This window comes from Enhydrobacter sp. (assembly GCA_025808875.1).
Classification (GTDB): Bacteria; Pseudomonadota; Alphaproteobacteria; order Reyranellales; family Reyranellaceae; genus Reyranella.
This window is the reverse complement of record CP075528.1, coordinates 1,903,580-1,924,958: the sequence shown is the minus strand read 5'-3', so window position 1 is coordinate 1,924,958 and position 21,379 is coordinate 1,903,580. Positions and strand designations below refer to the sequence as shown.

Here is a 21,379-nt window from a genome sequence, read left to right as displayed (position 1 = left end):
TTATCGCGACGCCGCTCGGGAAACCAACCGTGCCTGCCGCAGTGCGGTCGATCCGTCAGCGCCGCTCGATCTTCGAGGCCGCATCCTGGACCTGTTTCGCCTGCTGGCGGTCGATCCCGGAGCCGGCGAAGCGCCCGGCGAGCCAACCCATCGTCGGCATCGCATCCGCCATCACGCCCGCCATGGCGCGCGCGAGGCCGGAGGTACCGTCGATGCGCCGGATCTCCGCGGCGAGATCGGCCGGCAAGGCGACGTAGCGCAGGCGCCGAACCTTGAGCGCCATCGGCAAGGTGTAGAGCCATGACAGCAGCAGCTGAAGACCGGCGAATGCCGCAATGAAGATCAGGCCGCTCAGGATCCAGCCCACTTCCCGATCGAGACGCCACGCGTGCATGCCCCAGACCACTACGACCAGCAGGAGGGTGAAGGCGATGCGCATCGTCCAAGCGAAGCCGCGATGGGACCTCACCCACTCGATGAAGGCATGGTCGGCGACGTAGCCGCCGCGTCCATCCGGCATGAAGAGGAACCACGGGCGAGGTCCCCAGGCGTCGGCAGGCGGTGCAGCGGCGGCCGGGCACATCACATAGGCAATGCCCTCGTCCTGCCTGGTCCTGAAATACTCGGCCAGGATACTGCTGCGCTCGGCGGGCGAGAGTTCCAACTCGGCCATGACCATGCCGCTTCCGTCACCGGCAATGCGCCTGCCCGGCGGCATACGACGTGTCGAGGCAGATGCGATAGGCCGGCCCGAGGCCGCGATGGCCGCACCGCGGCAGGGCGGAGCGCAGTTCGTAGGCGCAGTGATCGATGCAGCGGTTCGGCAAACCGAGCCGGCACTGGTCGTATTTCTCCAGCGCCCTCTCCACGGACAGGCGGGGATCCTCCGACTGTGCCATGGCGGCGGCGACTTCCTTGAGGAGGTTCTTGCCGCAATCGTCGCACGTCTCCGCCGGGCCGCCGAGCGAGCGCTGCAACCGCGCCGAAGCCCGGCCACCCGAGCCGCCGCTCCACTCCCAGTAGGCCTGCTCGCCGAACACCTCGAACAGGATGGTGCCACCATCGACACACTTTTCCCGACCGTAGGTGAGCTTCTGGGTGAAGGTGAATTTGGCACCGCTGCCGCTGCCCGTGATGGTGCCGCCGCAGCCGAGGCTCGGGTAGTCGACGAAACCCTGGGTCGGCTTTTCGAGGGTCATGGTGACCGGAAACCGGCCGGCGTTCGGACCGATCCGGACCATGGTGCCGGTCCAGCTGCCGAGTGGATCGGGCGCCTGGGCCTCGACCGGCGATGCGATCGCCGCCGCCGCCAGCGCGATCATCGTCCACAGGATGACACTTGGGCGAATCATCGCGGCAACTCGAAGCGCACGCCCGCGCGTGCCAGCCCGCCGCCAAGCCCGGCCGGAACGCCGTCGGCACGCCAGCAGGCCGCACCGGCCATCGAGCCGTCGTCATGGAAGGCGATGGCGTTCATGCCTCCCGCCACGGTGGGCATGCGCACCAGCCTGTGGCCGCGTGCCTCCAACTCTCGGCGTACCGACTCGGAAATGCCGTGCTCGACTTCGAGAAACGGTCCCTCGGTCCAGATGCGCGGTGCCTCGACGGCCTCCTGCAGGCTCATGCCGTGGTCGATCAGGTTGACCAGCGCCTGGAACGCCGCGGGGAAGATCTTGCGCCCGCCGGGCAGACCCAGCGCATAGCGCACCTTGCCGTCGCGCAACGCCATCATGGGCGACATGGAGGTGGTGACGCGTTTGCCCGGCGCGATCGACAAGGCGCGACCCGGTCGCGGATCGAAGTTCGACATGTAGTCGTTGGGGATCATGCCCGTGCCGGGGATGATGAAGCGCGCGCCGAACAGGCTGTTGATGGTCTGCGTCGTCGTGACGACGTTGCCGTTGCCGTCGGCGACCGTGAGATGGGTGGTGTCCGCACCCTCCTTCGCCAGCAGCCCGCCGGTCCATCGCCGGGCGCGCGCCATGTCGATATCGGCGCGACGTTGGTCGGCATAGTCCCGGGAGACGATGCGCTCGATCGGCACCTCAACGAAGGCGGGATCGCCACTCGCCTCGGCGCGGTCGGCGAAGGCGATCTTCAGCACTTCGGCCAGCAGATGGAAATAGTCCGCCGTGCCATAGCCCATCTCCGCGACGTCGTATCCCTCCAGGATGTTCAGCATTTGCGCAATGTGGACGCCGGAAGCGGCGGGTGGTGGCGGCCCGACGATCTCCCAGCCGCGATAGCGTCCGCGGATCGGCTGGCGCTCGACCACGCGATAGTCCGTGAGATCCCGGAGGGAGAGGAAGGCGCCGCTGCGTTTCATGCACTCGGCCACGAGATCGCCGAGCGGCCCGCCATGCAGCGCGCCTTCGCCCTGCCGGGCGATGAGCCGGAGTGCTTCGCCGTAGTCGGACTGGACGAGCCGCTCGCCTGCCGCGAGCGGCGTGCCGTCCGGCACCAGCCGGTCGGCGGCGAAGGGATCCTGCATCAGGTCGGGCGCCGCGCTCGCGATGCAATCGGAGAGATAGGGAGTGACCGTGAAGCCCCGCTCGGCATGCCGGATGGCGGGCTCCATCACGTCGGCCAGCGACAGGGTGCCGTAACGGCGCAGCGCGTGGCACCAGGCGAGCAGCGATCCGGGTGTCGCCACCGCCTTGGGGCCGAGCTGGTTTTCGCGGCGCTCCACGTCGAACACTTCGGCGGGGGCGCCGGCGATCGGCCGGAACATGGTGGGATGGCCGGCGAGCGGCACGGCGCTCATGCCGTCGACGATGCGATGGCTACCGTCGGCGAGGCGGATATGGCAGGTCGTGCCGCCGATGAGGCCGACCATCATCGGCTCGACGACGGTCAGCGTGAACTGCATCGCGACGGCGGCATCGATCGCGTTTCCGCCCGCTGCCAGCATCTCGGCGCCAGCCGCCGAGGCGAGCGGATGGTTGGACACCGCCATGCCCCTGGGGCCGTGTGCCGACTGCTTCTCGCACGTGAAAAGCGTGCCCGCTCGCCTGCGCCAGTCCGACCCGCTCATGTCCCCGATCCCCGTCCCTGCTGGCGAAGCTTGGCACGGCCGCCGCCCCGGATACCAGCGTCAGACGCAATGATACCCCCTTGCAATGCATGGAGGCTTCGACCGCCTCCATGAGGATCAGCGCACCTTCTCGGCCACGCGCGCCAGCCGCTCGATGGTGCGCATCGCCATCTTCTGACCGAGGCCGGGCCACTGCACCCGCAAGAGAACATGGTCCGTGCCTGCGTGTTCGCCATAGGCCCCGATCTGATCGGCGACTTCGTTCTCCGAACCGATGAGGAAGCGCGCCTTGGCGAACTTGTCGAAATCCGAGCGGATGCCATCCTTGGGAATGAAGCCCGATTCCCCGCTCCAGCTCGCATAGGCTTCGTACTTGAAGGAAAGCGGCTCGCGCACCTCATCCAGGGTGCCGACATGGCATTCGCGAATGATCGGGAACTCGCGCGCCGGCGGCAGGCCGGCGGCCGTGCGTCTCTCGCGAAACAGCGCGCCGAGCTTGCCGACATTGTCGAACGACACCATGGGCGACGGCATCCAGGCGTCGGCAAGACGGGCCGCGCGCGCGACGGCCGCCTCGACGTCGCCCGCCATCCAGATCGGCGGGCCACCCCTTTGCCTGGGCTTCAGACTCGCCTGCACGCCGCTCACCGTGTGGAACCGGCCGCGATGCTCGACCGTGTCGTCGCGCCACAGCTTCCTGATCAGCTCGACGCCCTCGACGAAGCGCGGCACGCGCTCCTTGAACGGCACGCCGATCGAATCGAACTCCTCCTGCCGATAACCGAGCCCCAGGCCAATGATGGCGTTGCCGCCCGTCAGCCAATCGAGCGTCGCCGTCTCCTCGGCGACGATCACCGGATTGAGCAACGGCAGCAACAGCAGCCCCGGCCCCAGCCGCATGCCCTCGCACTCCGCCGCCAGCCGCGCCAGCAACGGCATGGCCTGGAACATCTGCAGCGGCCGGGAGACGAAATGCTGGCCGACCATGAGCGACGCGAACCCGCTCGCCTTCGCAGCACGCGCCTGCGCGATCAGGTTCTCGAGCTCGGGCGCCAGATCGGCGCCTTGCCGCCATTGCGTTGCCATGTAGAGCCCGAGCTTCATGCGAGTGCCCTCCCTCATCCTGCCGTCGGAGCGAACCTGAAAAAGAGGGACGTGACAATCAAGGCGCGAATGGCCGCCCCGGCGTTGACCGCCGAACGCACCTCCATGTCGTGCATCTTCTTCGTCGAGGGGACATGGTCCCTCAGCGGTGCACGGAAACCAACGGCAAGTCGAAGCTGGCGCTGGTACCGCGGACCTCGGCCGGCAACGGGCTGTACGGCGCTCCCTGGCGGATGCCGGCGATCACACCGGCGTCGAGTTCCGGATAGCCGCTCGAGCGCAAGACCGAGACATCGAGAAGCCGGCCGTCGCGGGCGATGACGACGCGCACAACCGTGACGCCCTGCGACACGTTCACGTTGGCGTTGTAGCGATAGCCGGCGAGACGCCGAACCACCTCCCACAGGTAATTGTCGCGCGCGAGCGAACGATTGTAGGTGTCGGCCGGATTGACGAAGGCCGACGTCGTCGACTGCCCGGGATTGGCCACCGGCGGCGGCGCCCGCGGTCGCGCCACCAGCGGCGAATGCGCGGGCGGAGGCGGCGGACGTTGTTGCGGTCGCGGCGCCGGCACGGCCGCTTGCGGCGCCGGCTTGTGCTCGGGCGGATGCGTCGCCTGTGGCTTGGGCGGTTCAGGCCTGGGAGGCTGCGGCTGCGGCGGTTCCGGCCTCGGCGGCTCCGCGCGTGGCGGATCCGGCCGTGGGGGTTCGAGTCTCGGCGGTTCGGGTCGCGGCTCAGGCTGGGGGGTGGCGAGTGCCGTCTGCGGCGCCGGCTCGGCATTCTCGACGGTCTTCGGCTGTTCCCTTGAACCGGGGATCTGCCCGCGGCGGTCGGACGTCTCCCCGGGCGGCGCCAACGCCTCGACGAGGGGCGGAGACGGTGGCGCCGGTTCGGGCCTGGCTTCGGGCTTGGGTGGCTCGGGCTGGGGTGGCTTGGGTGGCTCGGGTGGCGGTCGCTCGATGGTCACTTCGACCGGCGTTTCGGGGTGCTCGGGGCGCGTCGCCTGGACGCCAAGCCACCAGAACGCCAGTGCCATCAACGCATGCAGCAGCAGCGCGAGCGCCATCGCGGGCGTCGGCATGCGATCGAAACGGAACGAAAGGTCGCTGGTAGCGTGCACGCGGCAATTCTAGAGGCTTTCAGCCTCTCAGTACCATGTCCGCCGCCTTCTCGCCGATCATGATGGCGGGCGCGTTGGTGTTGCCCGAGGTCAGCGTCGGCATGATCGACGCGTCGGCGACGCGCAGGCCGGCGATGCCGTGCACGCGCAATTGCGGATCGACCACGGCCATCGGGTCGGTTCCCATCTTGCACGTACCGACCGGATGATAGGTGGTTTCGCCGACCCGCCGAACCCAATCGAGAATCTGCTCGTCGGTCGTCCGCTCCGGGCCGGGCCCGATCTCCGTCAGCTCGAGCGGCTTCATCGCCGGGGCGTACATGATGCTGCGGGCGATGCGGATGGCTCGAACGGTGAGTTCGGCGTCGACCGGCGCCGACAGGAAATTGAACGCGATGGCGGGAGGTCGAGCCGGATCCGCCGAGGTGATGTGAACATGTCCCTTGCTCTCGGGCCGCATCGGATGGGCATAGCAGGTCACGCCCGATTGCCGCGCGACCACCGGTCCGCGCGGACCCGGCTCGGTGAACATCGGCACCCAACCCAGCAGGAGATCCGGAGCTGCCAGGCCCTCGCGCGAACGGACGAAAGCGCGGATCGGCGCACCGACGGATGCCAGCATGCCGCGCCGTGTCGCCGCGTAGCGCAGCGCCTGCCACACCAGACCGAGACCTCGTCCGCGATCGTTCCAGGTGTAGCCTCGCGCGCCGACCGCCCAGCGCGTGCGCGGTGCATAGTGGTCGCGCAGATTTTCGCCCACGCCCGGCAGGGCATGTCGCACCTCGATCCCGAGGCCACGCAGCCGCTCGGGCTGGCCGATGCCCGACAACTCCAGAAGCTGCGGCGAGTTGACGGTGCCGCCGCTGACCACGACGTCGCGCTTCGCCCGCGCCTCGTGCGGGACACCCGCCACCGCAAAGCGCACGCCCGTGCAGCGCTTGCCGTCGAAGGTCAGCGCCCCGGCGAGCGCGCCGGTCTCGATGCGCAGATTGGGTCGCTTCCGGATCGGGTCGAGATAGCAGCGCGCGGTGCTCATGCGGCGGCCGGAGGCGATCGTCGCCTGGCTCATGGCGATGCCGTCCTGCGCCGCGCCGTTGTAGTCGGGATTGTGCGGTATGCCGACCTCCCCCGCCGCCTTGATCAGGGCCTGGAAGATCGGATCGGCGGGCGGCGGATCGGTGACGACGAGCGGCCCGTCGCGACCGCGAAAGCGATCGTCGCCATCGCCGCGATAGCTTTCCATCCGCTTGAAGTAGGGCAGCACTTCGGCATGGCTCCATCCGGCGTTGCCCATCTGCGCCCAGGTGTCGAAATCCTGCGCCTGGCCCCGCACGAAGGCCATGCCGTTGATGGCGCTCGACCCGCCCAGCAACTTGCCGCGCGGCACCGGGATGCGCCGGCCGTTGGTGCTGGCCTCGGGCTCGCCCGAGTAGAGCCAGTTGGCCGTGGGATTCGTGATTAGGCGCGCCGAGCCGACGGGCAGGCGCGTCCACGGATTGTCCGCGGCACCCGCCTCGAGCAGCAGCACCTTGTGGCGCGGATCGGCCGACAGCCGGTGGGCGACGACGGCACCGGCCGAGCCGGCGCCGACGACGATGAAGTCGAAATCCATCGGATCAGGCGGCGCGATAGGGCTGCCCCCAGCGATCCTGGTAGACCACGTCCGAAAGCGGCGCACGCTTGACCGGCCCGAACCGGCCCATCGGCCAGCCGATCGGGAGGATGGCGTAGGAATGCACGCCATCGGGCAAGCCGAGCGCCTTGTCGACCTCCTTCTGGAACATCATGTGCCGGTTGGTCAGTGTCGTGCCGAGCCCGACGGCGCGGCAGGCGAGCACCATGTTCTGCACCGCCGGATAGATCGAGGCGCCGGCATTCGGGCCCGGGTTGGCGCCGTCCTCGAGGCAGGCGACGATCCACACCGGCGCTTCGGCGAAGTGGTCGGTCAGGTACTCCACCGCCTTGTGCTGGCGCTTGAATTTCTCGGGGCTGACACCGGGCGGCGGCGCGGTCGAGGCGTAGCGCGGACCGATGACCTCGTCGTAGGCCTTCTTGTACCAGGTCGCCACGGCGTCCTTGGTCTTGCGGTCCTTCAGCACCATGAAGCGCCACTTCTGCGCATTGCCGCCGGACGGCGCGCAGGTGCCGGCGCGAAGAATCTTCCCGATCAGTTCGTCGGGCACCGGATCCGGCTTGAGCCGGCGCATGGCGCGGCATGTCTCCATCGTCTCGAACAGGTCGGGCATCGCTCCTCCGCTCCCCTTGCCGTGCCTCGCATGGTAGTCTCGCTTCGGCAGGGAACTGAATGATTTCTCGCAGGAATCTGTTGGGCGGAATGGCCGGCCTCGTGGCGCCAGCCGTGATGTCGGCCGGCTGCGCGGGCAAACCTCCCCAAGGTGCGGGCTTCGCGCCGCCTCCGCCACCCGTGCGGCCCGGCCTCGATGCCGTGATCGACATCAGCCATAACGTCACGGTCAGCGACTTCCGCGCCGTGCGACGCAGCAATATCCTCAGCGTCATCCACAAGGCGAGCGAGGGCGGCGACTGGTTCGATCCGTCCTACGGGACGCGGCGTGCCCAAGCCGAGGCGACCGGCCTGCTGTGGGGCGCCTACCATTTCGGCACACGACAATATTCCGGTGAGGACCAGGCGGCGGCCTTCCTGTCGGCTTGCCGGCCGGGTCCCAACACCCTGATGGCGCTCGATCTCGAGCCCAACGATCGCAATCCGCGCAATACGATGACGCTCGGCCAGGCCGAGGCCTTCGTGATCGCGGTCTATCGTGCCACCGGCCGCTTGCCGATGCTCTACACCCACGCGGCCTGGGCGAATGGCGAAAAGTACGGCCGTCGGGGACTACGGCTCGACCGACCGGTGGCGCCGAGTTCGGTGCTGGCGCGCTGCGACCTCTGGATTGCCGATTATCGCGAGCAAGGTCCCGAGATCCCGTTCGCCTGGGCCGACAAGGGCTGGCAGCTCTGGCAGTACGTCGCCGACGAGACGGCCAGCAACTTCGGCCACGGCAGCGACCATCGCCCGGTCGAAGGCGTCACCCACTGCGACCGCAACGTCTTCAACGGTGATGTCCCGGAGCTCCATCGATTCTGGCGTGCCAGCGGCCGAGCGACTTCGTAAAGGCTTTCTCACTCGAGCAACGGCTCCCGGTGCCCTCGCGGCATCCACACCGAATGGACGGCTCCGACGTCGATGGCATCGACATCCGAGACGACTTGTCCTCGAATCGTGACCGTCCCCCGCCGTCCACCGAGTCCACTCGTCCAGAGGACGCGCCCCGACCCGGCGTGTGGCGATTCGAATCCGCTGACAGGGATTCTAGCCCCGCAGCACCTTGCCAGCCTTCGCCTCGGTGAGCTTGCCCTGCTCCCAGGTCGGCTCGCCGTTGACGATGGTGTACTCGACGCCCTTCGACGGCATGACGATGCGCTTGGCGCCGCCCGGCAGGTCGTAGCGCCGCTCGCCGTGATTGGTCGAACCGATGCGGTCGGGATCGAAGATCGCCACGTCGGCCGGTCCGCCCTCGACCAAGCGGCCGCGGTCGGCGAGGCCGAACAGGTCGGCCGGGTCGGAGGTGAGTTTGCGCACGCCTTCCTCGAGCGTGATCGCCTGCTTCTCGCGGACCCACGTGCCGAGCAGGTAGGTCGGGTAGCCGGCGTCGCACAGCATGTCGACATGCGCGCCGCCGTCGCCCAGCGCCATCAGGATGGACTTGTTGTTGAGGAGTTCGCGCATCCGATCCTCGCGCGTGTTCCACGAGGAGATGGTGAACTCGACGTCGAGATTGTCGGCCAACACCAGGTCGAGGAAGGCGTCGACGGCGTCCTTGTTCTGCAGCGACGCCACCTCGGCGATCGATTTGCGCTCGAGGGCTTTGTGCGCCGGGTTCTTCACGTCGTGAACCACGATGCGGCGCCAGTCGCTGAAGCCGGTCGGATTCTTCAGGTCATGCCGGAACGCGTTGCGGAACGCCGGATCGCCATAGACCTTCTTCTGGACCTCGGGGTTGGTGTCGGCGAACACCCGCTTCCATGACGGGAAGGCCGCGAACGCGAACGGATTCTCCATGGTGCATTCGCGGGTCAGCGGCAGCGGCGAGGTCTGCGGCCGCGCGCCCTTGGCGATCTGCCGTGCGGCCAGCCGCAGCGTGTTGCGTACCGCCTCCGGGATGTCGTCCCGGTCGAACAGGGCGATAAAAGTGACGGGCCGGCCGCTTTCCTCGAGCAGGAAGTCGAGCAGTTCGCACTGGTCTTCCTCCAGCACGCCGACCTGGCGGGTGAGCGCGATTTCGATGGCGCCCTTGCCCCGCTTCTTGAGCTGGTTGGCGTAAGCCTTGAGTTCCTCGCGGCTGGCGTTGCGGCAGGCCAGCGGCTTGGCGCCGAAGCCGATGTGCTGGTTCAGCGTGGTCGAGGAAAAGCCGAGCGCGCCCGCGTCCACGGCCTCGCCGATCAACGCCGCAATCTTCGCCGTCTCCTCCGCGTTGGCGGCGCGCTCCATCGAGGCCTCGCCCATGACGTAGTGACGGAACGGCGTGAGCGGCGCGATGAAGGCAAGGTTGAGCGATGGCTTGCGCACCGCCGCAGCGTCCATGAATTGCGGGAAGGTCTCCCAATCCCAGGTGATGCCTTTGTTCAAGACCTCGAAGGGAATGCCCTCGACGTTGACGAGGTCGCGCATCGCGACCTCGCGCGCCTCGGGCTTGCAAGGCGCGATGCCGACGCCGCAATTGCCCATGACCACGCTGGTCACACCGTGCCACGACGACGGCGTGACGGCGCCATCCCAGCAGATCTGCGCGTCGTAATGCGTGTGGGGGTCGACGAAGCCCGGCGCCACGACCAGCCCGTGCGCGTCGATGGTGCGCTTCGCACCTTCCTTGACCTTGCCGATCGCCGCGACCTTGCCGCCCGAGATGGCGACGTCGGCCTGATAACGCGCCCGGCCCGTACCGTCGACGACGGTGCCGTTCCTGATCAGGAGATCATAAGGCATCGGCTCCTCCCATAGCGTTTCAGTCAACCTAGCATCGATCGGCGCAAGATCATCGTATCACTGGACTGCATTGCCTGTGCAATTCTTGTGGCCTAGAATCAACGACGTCTCTGGGGGGAACGCCATGTCGGTCAGTCGGTCGGCAGTAGCGTTTGCATGCGTGGTGGCATTCGTCTGGAGCCCGCCAGTACCGGCGCAGACCGGCGAACGCAAATGGGGCGCCTTTCTCGATCTGGGCGGCAAGGCTGGAAACGTTCGCAGCTTCGCCGAAGCGAATCTGGCCGTCCCTCTTCTGCAGAACGAACGCACTCTGCTCTTCGGTGATCTCCGCTTCCAGACCGACGACGTCAACGCGCGCGAGGGCAATTTCGGCCTCGCCTTTCGCCATGCTGTCGGCGCGGGCTGGAACCTCGGCGTCTATGGCTTTTACGACCATCGCCGCAGCGCCCTCGGCAATCTCTTCAATCAAGTCTCGGTCGGTGGCGAAGTGCTGGGCGACATGTTCGAGTTTCGGGCCAACGGCTATTGGCCGTTCGGCAGCGGCAGCGGCGGTGACAGCCCGGAGTATGCGCTGCGCGGTTTCGATGCCGAGGCCGGCCTGCGGCTGCCGGTGACGCCGAGCGATAGCGTGCACACGCTGCGCTTCTATGCCGGAGGCTTCCGCTACGGCGAGCCGGGCTGCGCGACGCCACTGGTCACGGGCCCTCGCCTGCGGCTCGATTACACCGCCTACCTTGTGCCCGAACTGTGGGGCGGCAGCCGATTCATGGTCACCGTGGAATGGCAGACCGATTCAGTGCGCGGCGATCGTTTCCTCGCCGGCCTGCGCCTGCGCGTGCCCCTGCAACGCGAGCCCCGGCGGGCGAATTTCAGCTATCAGGACCGCCGCATGGCCGATGCCATCGTGCGCAGCCAACTCCTCACGGCATATTCGACCTGTACACCAACGCCGGAACTGCCTCCCGGCGGTGGCGGTGGTGGTGGCGGCGGAGGTGGAGGTGGCGGCGGAGGTGGAGGTGGCGGCCCCGTTCCGTCGTGAATCGGGCAAACGCTTCGGCTCTCCCAAACGATCCGTCGGGAAGAACATACGCATCGCCCTCTCGACGCGTACCACCGAAGGCCGGCCTCTATCGCATGATCACGGTAGTCGTTGTGGGTGGCGGCGGTGGCGGAGGAGGATCCGCCGGCACGACAACAGCCGTGGACGCTGGCATCGGCTTCTGGACGGTGGTCTCCTCACGGATGGTACAGGCGCTGGCCAACCCGATGGCGACCAGCGCCGTGACAACGGTGCGACTCATGACGGGTTCCTCCTTGCGTGGAACATGAACGCAAGGGGCCCCGTCACGTTGCGTCGTCTACCGGGCCGGAACGACCACGGTCGTGCCCGGCGGGGGCGGCGGATCGGTGGTGACGACGGTCGCTGTGCGTGCGGGCACCGGCTTCTCGACCACGGTGCGCTCGCTGCGCACGGCGCAGGCCGACGCCAAACCCACGATGACGAGCGCGGCAATCACGGCATGTTTCATGACAAGACTCCTGCAGCTTGCTGACCGTGGTAAACGGGCCGGCAGCAGTCGCGTTGCCTCACACCGCGAGACTATTCCTCCGGATAGCGCCAGGGTTTCGCCGGCTGGGTGGCGCCTTCGTCGATCGTCCAATGCGGGATGGCGAGCCCGGGCGCCACGTCGGCGAAAGCCATGCGCACGCGCGTGCCGATGCCGACACGCTTCACAATATCGGCTGGCGCCAGCCTGCCGTCGGGCGTCGTGAGGTTGCCCATCACGCGCAGCGCCTCGTGCTCCGTCGGCTTGCCTTTCTGGATGTCGAGATCGACCAGCAGCACGAGGTAGGGCGTGTGCGCCTTGAAGGCGGGCTGAATGGCGTGATGCACTTCGGTGTAGGAATGCACCGCGCCCTTGCCCTCGACCCGCGTCCATTGCGATCTGGGGCTCATGCACCACGGACAGGCCGTGGTGGGCGGGTAGCGCAGCAGGCCGCAGGCCGTGCATTTCTGCAGATGGAAGTCGTGCGCCGCGCAGTGCTTGAAGTAGGCGAGGTTCTCGACGTCTAGATCGTCGACCGCGAGCGACATGCCGAGATAGGTGCCCTGGATGGCCATGGTTCGTCTCCCCCTAGCCGCGCCGCATGACCATGGCCGAGCCTGTGCCGGGATTGGCCCAGCCGAGGTTGGCCGACAACTCGCAGTCCTTGACCTGGCGACAGCCGCCCTCGCGATAGTCGTAGGTGTGGCGCCGCTTACCGTCCGGCCCGACCGGGCAGGAATCGTCGGCGTCGTGCCGCAACTGGCGCACGTTCTCGATCACCATGTTGAGGCCGTGCGTGTAGCCCTCGCAGAGATGGCCGCCACTGGTGTTGTTGGGGCGCCGGCCGCCGAGCCGGATGGTGCCGTTGCTGACGTAGTCGCCGCCCTCGCCTTTCTTGCAGAAACCGTAGTCCTCGAGCTGCAGCATGGTGGTGAAGGTGAAGGCGTCGTACGAGCCCGTGAGATCGATGTCCTCGGGGCTGACGCCGGCATTGGGCCACAGGATCTCCCGCGCGTAGTGGCCGGCCACGGTCGAGATCGGCCCGGTCTGGTAGTGCATGTCGGTGCGCGGCTTGCTGCAACGGCCGACGACACCGCGGATCAGCACCGGATGATGCTTGCAGTCGCGCGCGCGGTCGGCCGAGGTCACGATCAGGGCGGTGCCGTTGTCGGTCTCGACGCAGCAGTCCAGCAGGTGCAGCGGCTTGCAGATGATGCGGCTCTTGACGACGTCGTCGACCGTGTAGCGCTGCTTGTAGAAGGCCTTGGGATTGTTCGAGGCGTGCTCGCTGTGGATCGCCTTCACCGCCGCGACCTGCTCGGGCCTTGTGCCGTAGTCGTGCATGTGGCGCATGAAGGTCGGCGCGAACATCTGGCCCGCGCTTTGCCAGCCATAGGCGCGGCCGTGCAGGGCATCCCCCGTCACCGGCGCCACGGCGCGAGCGCCGGTGCCGCCGATTCGCACCTGGCTGAAGCCGTTCATGGCGCGGAAGATAACCACGCACCTGCACATGCCGGCTTCGATCAGGCCGATCGCCATGCCGACCAGCGCCTCGGTCGACGAGCCGCCGCCGAACACGTCCATGTAGAAGTTCAGGCGCAGCCCGAGGTCGCCGGCGATGAAGGTCGAAAAGGTCGAATCGCCCGACTGGTAGGACAGCATGCCGTCGACGTCGGAGGCCTTCAGGCCGGCGTCCTCGATCGCGTTGCGCACCGCCCAGGTGCCGAGCGCGCGGGTCGTGATGCCCGAGCCGCGCGTGTACGTCGTCTCCCCGACGCCCACGATGGCGTACTTGTCGCGCAGATACTTCGGGCTGGTGACGTCGGTTTCGGCCGGCAGCGGCATGGCGCCCCCTCGTGGCTGTTGCCTCGGGATGGTACGAGGCCGGCAACGGCGCGTCTGCCGGCCCCGTCCGCTCTGCGATCCACACGGGGCGAGGCAATGGCCGCCAGCCGGGCTAAGCTTCGTCATCCTGTCATGGAAAGAGGACCAAGTGATTCTGCCGCTTGAAGGAGTTCGCGTGATCGAGGTCGGCCAGGCACTGGCCGGCCCGCTGGCCGGCGTGCTGATGGCTGACATGGGTGCCGACGTCATCAAGATCGAAAAGCCCGACGGCGGCGACGATGCGCGCATCTGGGGCCCTCCCTTCGGACCGGACGGCAAGACATCGCTCTACTTCTACGGCCAGAACCGCAACAAGCGGTCGGTCGTACTCGATCTCAAGCTCGCGACGGACGTCGAGACGCTCCACAGGCTCTGCGAGACCGCCGACATCCTGATCCAGAACCTGCGACCGGGCGTGGTCGAGGAGATCGGCATCGGACCCGACACGATGCTCGCCCGCCACCCTCGCCTCATCTACTGCTCGATCTGGGGATTCGGCTTCGATGGACCGATGAAGATGAAGCCCGCCTTCGACCCACTGTTGCAGGCCTATGGCGGCATGATGAGCGTGACCGGCCGGGCCGACGATCCGCCGACCTTCTGCGGTGCGTCGATCAACGACAAGGCGACCGGCATGTTCTGCACCATCGGTGCACTGGCAGCGCTGCGCCGACGCGACAAGACGGGCAAGGGTTGTCTGGTCGATACCTCGCTCTTCGACTCCGCCGTCCACTGGGTGGAAGGTGGCATTTCGGGTTATCTCGCCAACGGTTCGGTGCCGAGACGGCACGGCACCGGCAGTCCCGTGATCGTACCCTACCAGACATTCGACACGGCCGACCTGCCGCTTTGCCTCGCGCCTGGCAACGATCGGCTGTGGGCGCGCTGCGCGCAGGTGCTGGGACGTCCGGAATGGGCGACCGATCCGAAATTCGCCAAGAGCGCGCAGCGTGTGGCCCACAAGGAGGAACTGCTCCCCATGATCGCGGCCGCACTGAAGACCAGGCCGCGCGCCGAGTGGCTCGCGGCGATGGACAAGGCCGGCGTGCCGTGCGCGCCGGTCAACGACATCGGCGAGGTCGCCACGTGCGAGCAGATGGCGGCATCCAGGATGGTGCAGGATCTGCCGGCACGTCCCGGCGAGGCTTCCGGCGCGAAGATCGTCGGCCTGCCGATCGCCTTCGACCGTACTCGGCCGGTATCGCCTCGCTCGGCGCCGAAGCTCGGCGAACACACCGACGAAGTGTTGGCGAAACTGCGCTGATCAGCGCCCCGACAGGAGCTGCGCGGTCAGCTGCTCGCACGGCAGATCCGTCGCCCGGCCAATCACCGGGGTCGGAATGGGTATGGTGCGGCCCAGAGTAACCTGGGGTTCGCGCAGCTTGCCGCGCACGTAGACGGGGCCGTGCAGATCGAGAAGGTCGAACGATTTCGGGTAGGCCTTCACCTCGGCATCCACCGCCTGGTTGCCGAGGCCGACCCGGCCGCGCACCTCGAGGATCGATTTTTGCGTGTCGAGGAACGTTCGATCGAAGGTGACCATGCCTTTCTGGAAGTTCATGCGGCCGACGGCGCACAGGATCGGAATGCGCTTGTCGCCGGTAACGTAGAGGATCAGCGCATCGAAGAGCTGCAGTCCGGCAAGACTGACCATGAGGCTCGACACCGAGCCACCGCCGAGGGCCGCGACGACATGCCCGTCGGCGACGCTCATGACCTGCGCGAGCGATCGTCCATAGCCGCTGAGCTGGACGCGCCCCTGTGCCTTGCCCTGGGTCGCGTCGAAGAACTGCGAGTTGCGGAAGAAGGACTTCAACTCGACGTCGGCCAGGCCGAGATTGGCTCGGACCCGAGGCGTGTCGGCGCGGGCGTCGATTGCGAGTTCGCCCGCGATCCGGCCGCCATCAATCAGCACCAGGGTCAATGGCTTGGCGGTCGCAACGCCGTTGTCGACGACGACGCGGAAGGAAATGGCCCCGACCGGCAGATAGTCAGGCGCCACGACGCGCCTGGCATCGAGCGTGACGTCCATGTTCATGGCGCGCAGCCGCTCGACCTTCAGAGGCACGTCGGGGAAGAGATCGCCGGTCGCCTCGAGCTGGGCCTGCGTCTGCGCCTGCTTGGCGGACACGGTGCCCCGGCCGGGTGGCGCACCGACCAGCGGCGCGAGATCCTTGAAGGCGAGATTGCTCGAGACGAGCCTGGCCGCGAGATGTGTTGGCTTGCGGCCCTCGTCGATCAGCACCTCGCCCGACAGATCGCTGTCGCCGACCCGCCACCGGCTGTCATGGAATCGCCAGGTCTTGCCCTCGCGATCCAGCTTGCCAGCGATCCGGTAGGGTGGTGTCGGCGGACCGGGAATGCCGAGGAGAGGGTAGATGTCGGCCAGGTTCGGACCCGACATCGTCAGCTCGACATTGGCGCCGCTCCACTGGAACGGGTCGAGCAGCGTCCCCTTCACCCGCAGATTCGTTCCGCCGTAGCCGACGTCGAGATCGACCGGATAGGGCTGGCTCGTATCGCGCAACATGAGCGCCGAGCCGCCGACGAAGCGCAACACCAGAGGCTGGTCCTCGAGCTTGCCCTCGAGGGCGAGCTTGACCTGCGGTTGCTCGCCTGCCTCGCCGGTGGCCGTCGAGACCGTTCCGTCGAGGTCGAGCTTGCGTTTGGAATCGCGATAGGCGAGCCGACCGTCGGTGATTTCCAGTCGGCCGATCAGCGGGGTCTCGCTGCGCTCATCGGGGGTCACCGCGTCAGCCGCACCGCGCACCACGGGGGCTTCGCGGAAACTCCAGTTGAGCTGATCCTCCACCCCCTTCTCTATCGCCACGGCCGGACGACGCAGCACCAGCCTCGGCAGGACGATGTCGCCTGCCAGCAGCGGCCACAGCCGGATGTCGAAATCGACCTCTTCCGCCCGGAACATGTGATCGCCCTCGGCCCAATCGGCATTGGCGATCTCGACTCCGGAGAGGTGGACACGCGACGTGGCACCCCAGTCGATCGATATCCTTTCGATGCGGGTCTTGCGGCCGGTGTAGTCGGACGCGCGGCCTTCCAGATGATCGCGGAAGCCGTCCGAGGTCACGAACCAGTACATAGTCGCGATTCCGCCAACGACGAGCACCATGACCGTGCCGACCGTCCATGCGGCGATTTTCCAGAAGCGGCCCATGCGGGCCGGCAACGCTCCTGCCTTTCGCAGGGTTGCGCGGACGACCGGCCGTTATCCGCGACGACGATCCCGAGCGTTCTCGTCGACAGGCCGCAGATGGCTGCGATCTTCGGACAAGGCTTCCGCCGCGCGCAATCCGGCGGGGATGCCCTCAGCCTCCTTGCGCACCTGCGCGATCCAGCGCCTTGCCTCGTGAAGGCTGGTGAAGAGCTTGATCGGGCGCTCGCTCCTGGTGACATCGGCATGGGCGTGGGCGAAACCGACCCGATTGGCATTGATGACGTAGGCGACGGGACCGCGAGGGCCGGGTTCGCTGCGCAGCATCGACGCAATGTGCTCGACCTGCTGCGGCGTCAGTCGGGAAGTTGCCGCCGAGGTATCGATGATCTTGGCAAACTGCGGTACTTTCGCATCGACCAGTTCCCGGGTGTTGCGCTCGATGTCCTCGTTCGACACCACACCATGCGCAACGATCGTCACGGTCTGGTTGAGCCGGTCGACTTCCATGAAGATCGGCATACCGTTCCTCCGTGTTCATTGTGAAAAATATGTTGGGTTTGCTCCCCCGTCGCAAGACGAGGCACAGTAAGCCTGCATTGGGGAGGAAACATTCCATGGACTTCAACGGCAAGGTCGCCCTGGTGACAGGCGGCGGCAACGGCATCGGACGGGCAGCCTGCGTCGCCTTCGCGCGGCACGGCGCCAAGGTGGTGGTGGTCGATCGTGACGGCGTGGCGGCAGAAGCGACGGCGGGCATCATCCGGCAGGCCGGCGGCGAGACCACTGCCGTCACCGCCGACGTCACCAGGTCGGCGGACGTGAAGGCCTACGTGAAGGCGACACTCGACAAGTACGGCCGCATCGACTGCTTCTTCAACAACGCCGGCATCGAGGGCAAGGTGGGGCACACCGCCGACTACGACGAGGCCATGTTCGACGCCGTGATCGGCGTCAACGTCAAGGGCGTGTTTCTCGGCCTGCGCCATGTGCTGCCCGAGATGATCCGGCAGAAGAGTGGCGCCGTCGTGAACACCGCCTCGGTCGCCGGACTCGTCGCAACCCCGGGGATGCCGGCCTATGTCGCCTCCAAGCACGCGGTCATCGGCCTCACCAAGACAGCGGCGGGCGAAGTGGCGCGCCAGGGCGTGAGGGTCAACGCCGTCTGCCCGGGGCCCGTCGACACCCGCATGATCCACTCGCTCGAGCAGCAGCTTTCGCCCGACAATCCGAAGGCGGTCGGCGAGCGCTACCAGTCCGTGATCCCGACCGGGCGCTACACGACGCCGGAAGAGATCGCCAACATGGTGCTGTTCCTGTGCTCAGATCTCGCCGCCAACACGACCGGCGGACAGTTCGTCGTCGATGGCGGCCGGACCGCGACCGGCGGTGCGGTGACCAACGTGCTGAACCGCTGAGACCCTACTCCGCCGCCTCGGCGATCCAACTCCGCTTTTCGCCGGCATACTCCGCGCCGGGATTGCCGCGCACCGTGGTGCGCCACATCACCCGGCGCTCGTTCACGCCGTCGAACCAGGTGGCGGCGTGGACGAGGCAGCGGTTGTCCCACACCAGCACGTCTCCTTGCGTCCATTCATGCGCGTAGACGAACTCCGGCCGCGTGAAATGAGCCATCAACTCGTCGAGCAGGTGCGCGCCGTCGCCGCTCGGACCGGGCTCCATGCCGACGAACGGACCGTCGACCCAATCCATCTGGCCCCACTCGCACAGATATAGCGCCCTGCGACCCGTCGTCGGATGCACGCGCACGACCGGCTGGCGCTGCGGCCGCTCGTGGGGTTTGCACGGCTTCGGCGCCTCGCCTCTGAGGACGGCCTCTCGGCTGCGGCCGGTGCCGGGTTGGGCGTGAATGCCTTCCAGCCTCTCCACCCTGGCCTTGAGCGCCGCCGGCAGCGCCTCGTATGCCAGGATGCCGGACGCGAACAGCGTCTGGCCACGGTCGCGGGCGACGGGCGTCACCGCATAGAAGAGCGAGACATCGGGCGGCGGGCGGCGATAGCTCTGGTCGGTGTGCCAGCCGCGCCGTTGCGGATACTGCACCGGGAACCTGCCGTCGGGCGTGAGCGGCGGCTCCGGCCGCTTGGGTGGCATCTTCGACACCGGGGGCAGGTTGGAGACGATGAAGATCTCCGGTACGGAGGCGTGTACGCTGGCCGGATTGGCGAGCGTGAACCGATAGTCCTCGACCTCCGGCCCGAAGGCACGGCTCAGGTCGACGAGACGGTCCGGCCGGTCGCTGATCTCATGCTGGCCTGGAAGGAGCAGCAGGCCGCCGGCGTCGTCGAGCATGGCCGGCAGATCGCCGGGGATATCGGCGCCGAGCCGTACCGTCGCGCCGAAGGCCGCGCCGGGCAGCGGTTTCGTGACATCCGTCATACCCGCAGTCTGGAACACTAGGCGCAGACCCTGCACGCGGTTCGAGGCGCTGACTTGCGGCGATCCTTGCGCGGCCGGGCAACTGCATGGCCGCAGGCCGAGCACCCGTCGACCTCGAAGTCGATCCAGTGGGTCGGCTCCCTACACCCCTCGCAGGGCAGGCCGCGCGTCGAATGGACGTGCCCGAATCCCGGTGCGCCGCATTTCGGGCAGGTGTGTGCCAGGCGCCTGGCGAGTTTCCAGGACAGAGCACGCAGGACCTGCATGCGCTGCGGGTTGCGATGCGCGCGCATGTCGGAGATCAGGAGAGCCAGGCCGTCGTCAGACCGTGCCGCCTCGCGGTCGACGGCCGCGACCACCTCGTCGACCGTCTTCAGCGACTTGTGCGGCTCGCTGAAGTCCGTGTTGCGCATGACGAAGATGCCGGACTCGGGGAATCCGATGGCCGCGATGGCCGCATGCACGGCCGGATCGCCGCCCCCGAAGCGCCACAGGCGCCAGTTGGTGCGGTGCGTCAGCAGGGTCTCGACCAGGCGGACGCCGCGTTTGCGGTCGACGAAGGCCATGATCTCCAGGCCGCCCGGCTTGAGCGGCACGCGGTCGATGGGTCCGTAGCTGCCCTCGCTGGCGAGCGCGCAGTCGACATCGAGGGAGTCGAAGGCGAGTTCGGCCTTGGCGAGGCAGGTTTCCACCAGTGCGTCCGGCCGCGGGATCTCACCGGAGAAGGTGCCGAGCTGATCGGTGTCGACGCGCGGCGCCACCACGATCTCGGCGTCGAGCAGCCGACGAAACGGCGCCGCCGCTGCCCGCTCCTTGCGATGAATGCTGGCCAGGCCGATGCGCTGTTGCGTGTAGGGATGCCGCGCTGGCGACACGACCGAACCGACGTTCGTGGTTGCTCGGCTACTCGGCAGCCTGCGGCAACGCCTGGCGCGCGAGTTGCTGCTCGACCAAGGTCGCCCAGTAGGACGCACCGATCGGCAGGATCTCGTCGTTGAAGTCATAGCCCGGGTTGTGGACCATGCACGAACCTTCGCCATCACCGTTGCCGATCCAGATATAACAGCCGGGCTTCTTCAGCAGCATCCAAGCGAAGTCCTCGCTGCCCATGGCGGGCGTGGGATTGCGGTTGACGTTCTCGACGCCGACCAGCGCGCCAGCGGCCCTGGCCGCGAACTCCGTCTCCTGTTCGCTGTTCACGGTGGCGGGATAGCGCCGCTCGTAGCGCCATTTGGTGACTTCGGCACCGAAGCCCGCGGCGACGTTGCGCGCGATCTTCTCGATCTGCTTCTCGATGAAGTCCTGCACCGGCTTCTTGAAGGTCCGCACCGTGCCGCGCAGCACGCATTCCTGCGGGATGACGTTCCAGGTGTCGCCGGCATGGATCTGCGTGGTCGAGACGACCGCGGTGTCCATCGGATCGACGTTGCGTGCCACGATCGACTGCAACGCCGTCACGATGTGCGAGCCGACCACGACCGGGTCGATGCCGTGGTGTGGCATGGCGCCGTGCGCGCCGACACCCTTCACCACCACCTCGAAGATGTCGTAGGCCGCCATCATCGGGCCGGGACGGACAGCGAAGCGGCCGACCGGGATGCCCGGGATGTTGTGCATGCCATAGACGCCTTCGCAGGGGAACTTGTCGAACAGCCCCTCCTCAACCATCACGCGTCCCCCGCCCTCGTTCTCCTCGGCCGGCTGGAAAATGAAGTAGACCGTGCCGTCGAAATTCTTGGTCTCGGCGAGGTACTTGGCGGCGCCCAGCAGCATCACCGTATGGCCGTCATGGCCGCAGGCGTGCATCTTTCCCGGGATCGTCGACTTGTGTGAGAAGTCGTTGGTCTCGTGCACGTCGAGCGCATCCATGTCGGCGCGCAGGCCGATCGCGCGCCCCGAGGTGCCGGCGCGCAGCACGCCGACCACGCCGGTCTTGGCAAGGCCGCGATGGGTCTCGATGCCGAATGACTTCAACTTGTCGGCGACGATGTCGGCAGTGCGCACTTCCTCGAAGGCCGTCTCGGGGTGACTGTGGATGTCGTGCCGCCAAGCGGTCATGTCCTTGTGGAACGAGGCAATGCGATTGATGACCGGCATCCATGTCTCCGCGGGA

21 protein-coding genes are annotated in these 21,379 nt (G+C 67.4%); 4 read left to right on the top strand and 17 right to left on the bottom strand.

Features of this window, described 5'->3' with window-relative positions; translation table 11 throughout:
- Positions 1–55: 55 nt before the first annotated feature.
- The 7 genes from KIT25_09605 to KIT25_09575 form a co-directional block, all read right to left on the bottom strand.
- A complete protein-coding gene (locus KIT25_09605; protein UYN97160.1) occupies positions 56–673 on the bottom strand; it encodes a hypothetical protein in 618 nt (205 codons plus the stop codon).
- 16 nt (positions 674–689) lie between these two features.
- Positions 690–1,352 carry a hypothetical protein gene (locus KIT25_09600; GenBank protein UYN97159.1) on the bottom strand — a complete coding sequence of 221 codons (663 nt, stop codon included), beginning with the start codon at positions 1,350–1,352 and terminating at the stop codon, positions 690–692.
- Positions 1,349–2,956, bottom strand: coding sequence for a gamma-glutamyltransferase (gene ggt, locus KIT25_09595; GenBank protein UYN97879.1), 1,608 nt, complete (start codon positions 2,954–2,956; stop codon positions 1,349–1,351). Before ggt ends, KIT25_09600 begins: the two co-directional genes overlap by 4 nt.
- A gap of 195 nt (positions 2,957–3,151) precedes the next feature.
- The gene (locus KIT25_09590) at positions 3,152–4,138 is read right to left on the bottom strand and encodes an LLM class flavin-dependent oxidoreductase (protein ID UYN97158.1); all 987 of its coding nucleotides are present in this window, start codon (positions 4,136–4,138) and stop codon (positions 3,152–3,154) included.
- Between the two features lie 142 nt (positions 4,139–4,280).
- Positions 4,281–5,258, bottom strand: coding sequence for a TonB family protein (locus KIT25_09585; protein UYN97157.1), 978 nt, complete (start codon positions 5,256–5,258; stop codon positions 4,281–4,283).
- 19 nt (positions 5,259–5,277) lie between these two features.
- Positions 5,278–6,870 carry a GMC family oxidoreductase N-terminal domain-containing protein gene (locus KIT25_09580; protein UYN97156.1) on the bottom strand — a complete coding sequence of 531 codons (1,593 nt, stop codon included), beginning with the start codon at positions 6,868–6,870 and terminating at the stop codon, positions 5,278–5,280.
- Positions 6,871–6,874: 4 nt separating this feature from the next.
- Positions 6,875–7,504: a nitroreductase family protein gene (locus KIT25_09575; GenBank protein UYN97155.1), complete on the bottom strand. Its 630-nt coding sequence runs from the start codon at positions 7,502–7,504 to the stop codon at positions 6,875–6,877.
- Positions 7,505–7,563: 59 nt separating this feature from the next.
- On the opposite strand from KIT25_09575, the gene KIT25_09570 reads away from it, so the two are divergent.
- Complete coding sequence (locus KIT25_09570; protein UYN97154.1) at positions 7,564–8,394, top strand: glycoside hydrolase family 25 protein; 831 nt, start codon at positions 7,564–7,566, stop codon at positions 8,392–8,394.
- 198 nt (positions 8,395–8,592) lie between these two features.
- Here KIT25_09570 and KIT25_09565 read toward each other — a convergent pair whose 3' ends face one another.
- Complete coding sequence (locus tag KIT25_09565; GenBank protein UYN97153.1) at positions 8,593–10,266, bottom strand: amidohydrolase family protein; 1,674 nt, start codon at positions 10,264–10,266, stop codon at positions 8,593–8,595.
- Between the two features lie 160 nt (positions 10,267–10,426).
- Here KIT25_09565 and KIT25_09560 point away from each other — a divergent pair, with 160 nt between their 5' ends.
- The gene (locus KIT25_09560; GenBank protein UYN97152.1) at positions 10,427–11,305 is read left to right on the top strand and encodes an inverse autotransporter beta domain-containing protein; all 879 of its coding nucleotides are present in this window, start codon (positions 10,427–10,429) and stop codon (positions 11,303–11,305) included.
- Between the two features lie 88 nt (positions 11,306–11,393).
- On the opposite strand, the gene KIT25_09555 is transcribed toward KIT25_09560, so the two are convergent.
- The 4 genes from KIT25_09555 to KIT25_09540 all read right to left on the bottom strand — a co-directional run bounded on the left by KIT25_09555 (position 11,394) and on the right by KIT25_09540 (position 13,658).
- On the bottom strand, positions 11,394–11,567 hold the full coding sequence (locus KIT25_09555; GenBank protein ID UYN97151.1) for a hypothetical protein: 174 nt from the start codon (positions 11,565–11,567) through the stop codon (positions 11,394–11,396).
- Positions 11,568–11,624: 57 nt separating this feature from the next.
- Positions 11,625–11,795, bottom strand: a complete 171-nt coding sequence (locus KIT25_09550; protein ID UYN97150.1) for a hypothetical protein — start codon at positions 11,793–11,795, stop codon at positions 11,625–11,627.
- Positions 11,796–11,866: 71 nt separating this feature from the next.
- Positions 11,867–12,388, bottom strand: coding sequence for an OB-fold domain-containing protein (locus KIT25_09545; GenBank protein UYN97149.1), 522 nt, complete (start codon positions 12,386–12,388; stop codon positions 11,867–11,869).
- Between the two features lie 13 nt (positions 12,389–12,401).
- Positions 12,402–13,658, bottom strand: coding sequence for a hypothetical protein (locus tag KIT25_09540; GenBank protein UYN97148.1), 1,257 nt, complete (start codon positions 13,656–13,658; stop codon positions 12,402–12,404).
- 148 nt (positions 13,659–13,806) lie between these two features.
- On the opposite strand from KIT25_09540, the gene KIT25_09535 reads away from it, so the two are divergent.
- Positions 13,807–14,961, top strand: coding sequence for a CoA transferase (locus KIT25_09535; GenBank protein UYN97147.1), 1,155 nt, complete (start codon positions 13,807–13,809; stop codon positions 14,959–14,961).
- Here KIT25_09535 and KIT25_09530 read toward each other — a convergent pair whose 3' ends face one another.
- Positions 14,962–16,884, bottom strand: coding sequence for an AsmA family protein (locus KIT25_09530; protein ID UYN97146.1), 1,923 nt, complete (start codon positions 16,882–16,884; stop codon positions 14,962–14,964).
- A 39-nt stretch (positions 16,885–16,923) separates the two neighbouring features.
- Positions 16,924–17,391, bottom strand: coding sequence for a hypothetical protein (locus KIT25_09525; protein ID UYN97145.1), 468 nt, complete (start codon positions 17,389–17,391; stop codon positions 16,924–16,926).
- 95 nt (positions 17,392–17,486) lie between these two features.
- Between KIT25_09525 and KIT25_09520 the strand changes: the two genes are divergently transcribed.
- The gene (locus KIT25_09520; GenBank protein ID UYN97144.1) at positions 17,487–18,287 is read left to right on the top strand and encodes a glucose 1-dehydrogenase; all 801 of its coding nucleotides are present in this window, start codon (positions 17,487–17,489) and stop codon (positions 18,285–18,287) included.
- 4 nt (positions 18,288–18,291) lie between these two features.
- Here the strand turns inward: KIT25_09520 and KIT25_09515 are convergent, their stop codons facing one another.
- Genes KIT25_09515 through KIT25_09505 form a run of 3 tightly spaced genes read right to left on the bottom strand, consistent with a single transcriptional unit; the run spans position 18,292 to position 21,363 of the window.
- Complete coding sequence (locus KIT25_09515) at positions 18,292–19,266, bottom strand: TauD/TfdA family dioxygenase (GenBank protein ID UYN97143.1); 975 nt, start codon at positions 19,264–19,266, stop codon at positions 18,292–18,294.
- Positions 19,267–19,283: 17 nt separating this feature from the next.
- Positions 19,284–20,141, bottom strand: coding sequence for a hypothetical protein (locus KIT25_09510; GenBank protein UYN97142.1), 858 nt, complete (start codon positions 20,139–20,141; stop codon positions 19,284–19,286).
- A 28-nt stretch (positions 20,142–20,169) separates the two neighbouring features.
- Complete coding sequence (locus tag KIT25_09505; protein ID UYN97141.1) at positions 20,170–21,363, bottom strand: amidohydrolase; 1,194 nt, start codon at positions 21,361–21,363, stop codon at positions 20,170–20,172.
- Positions 21,364–21,379: the final 16 nt, after the last annotated feature.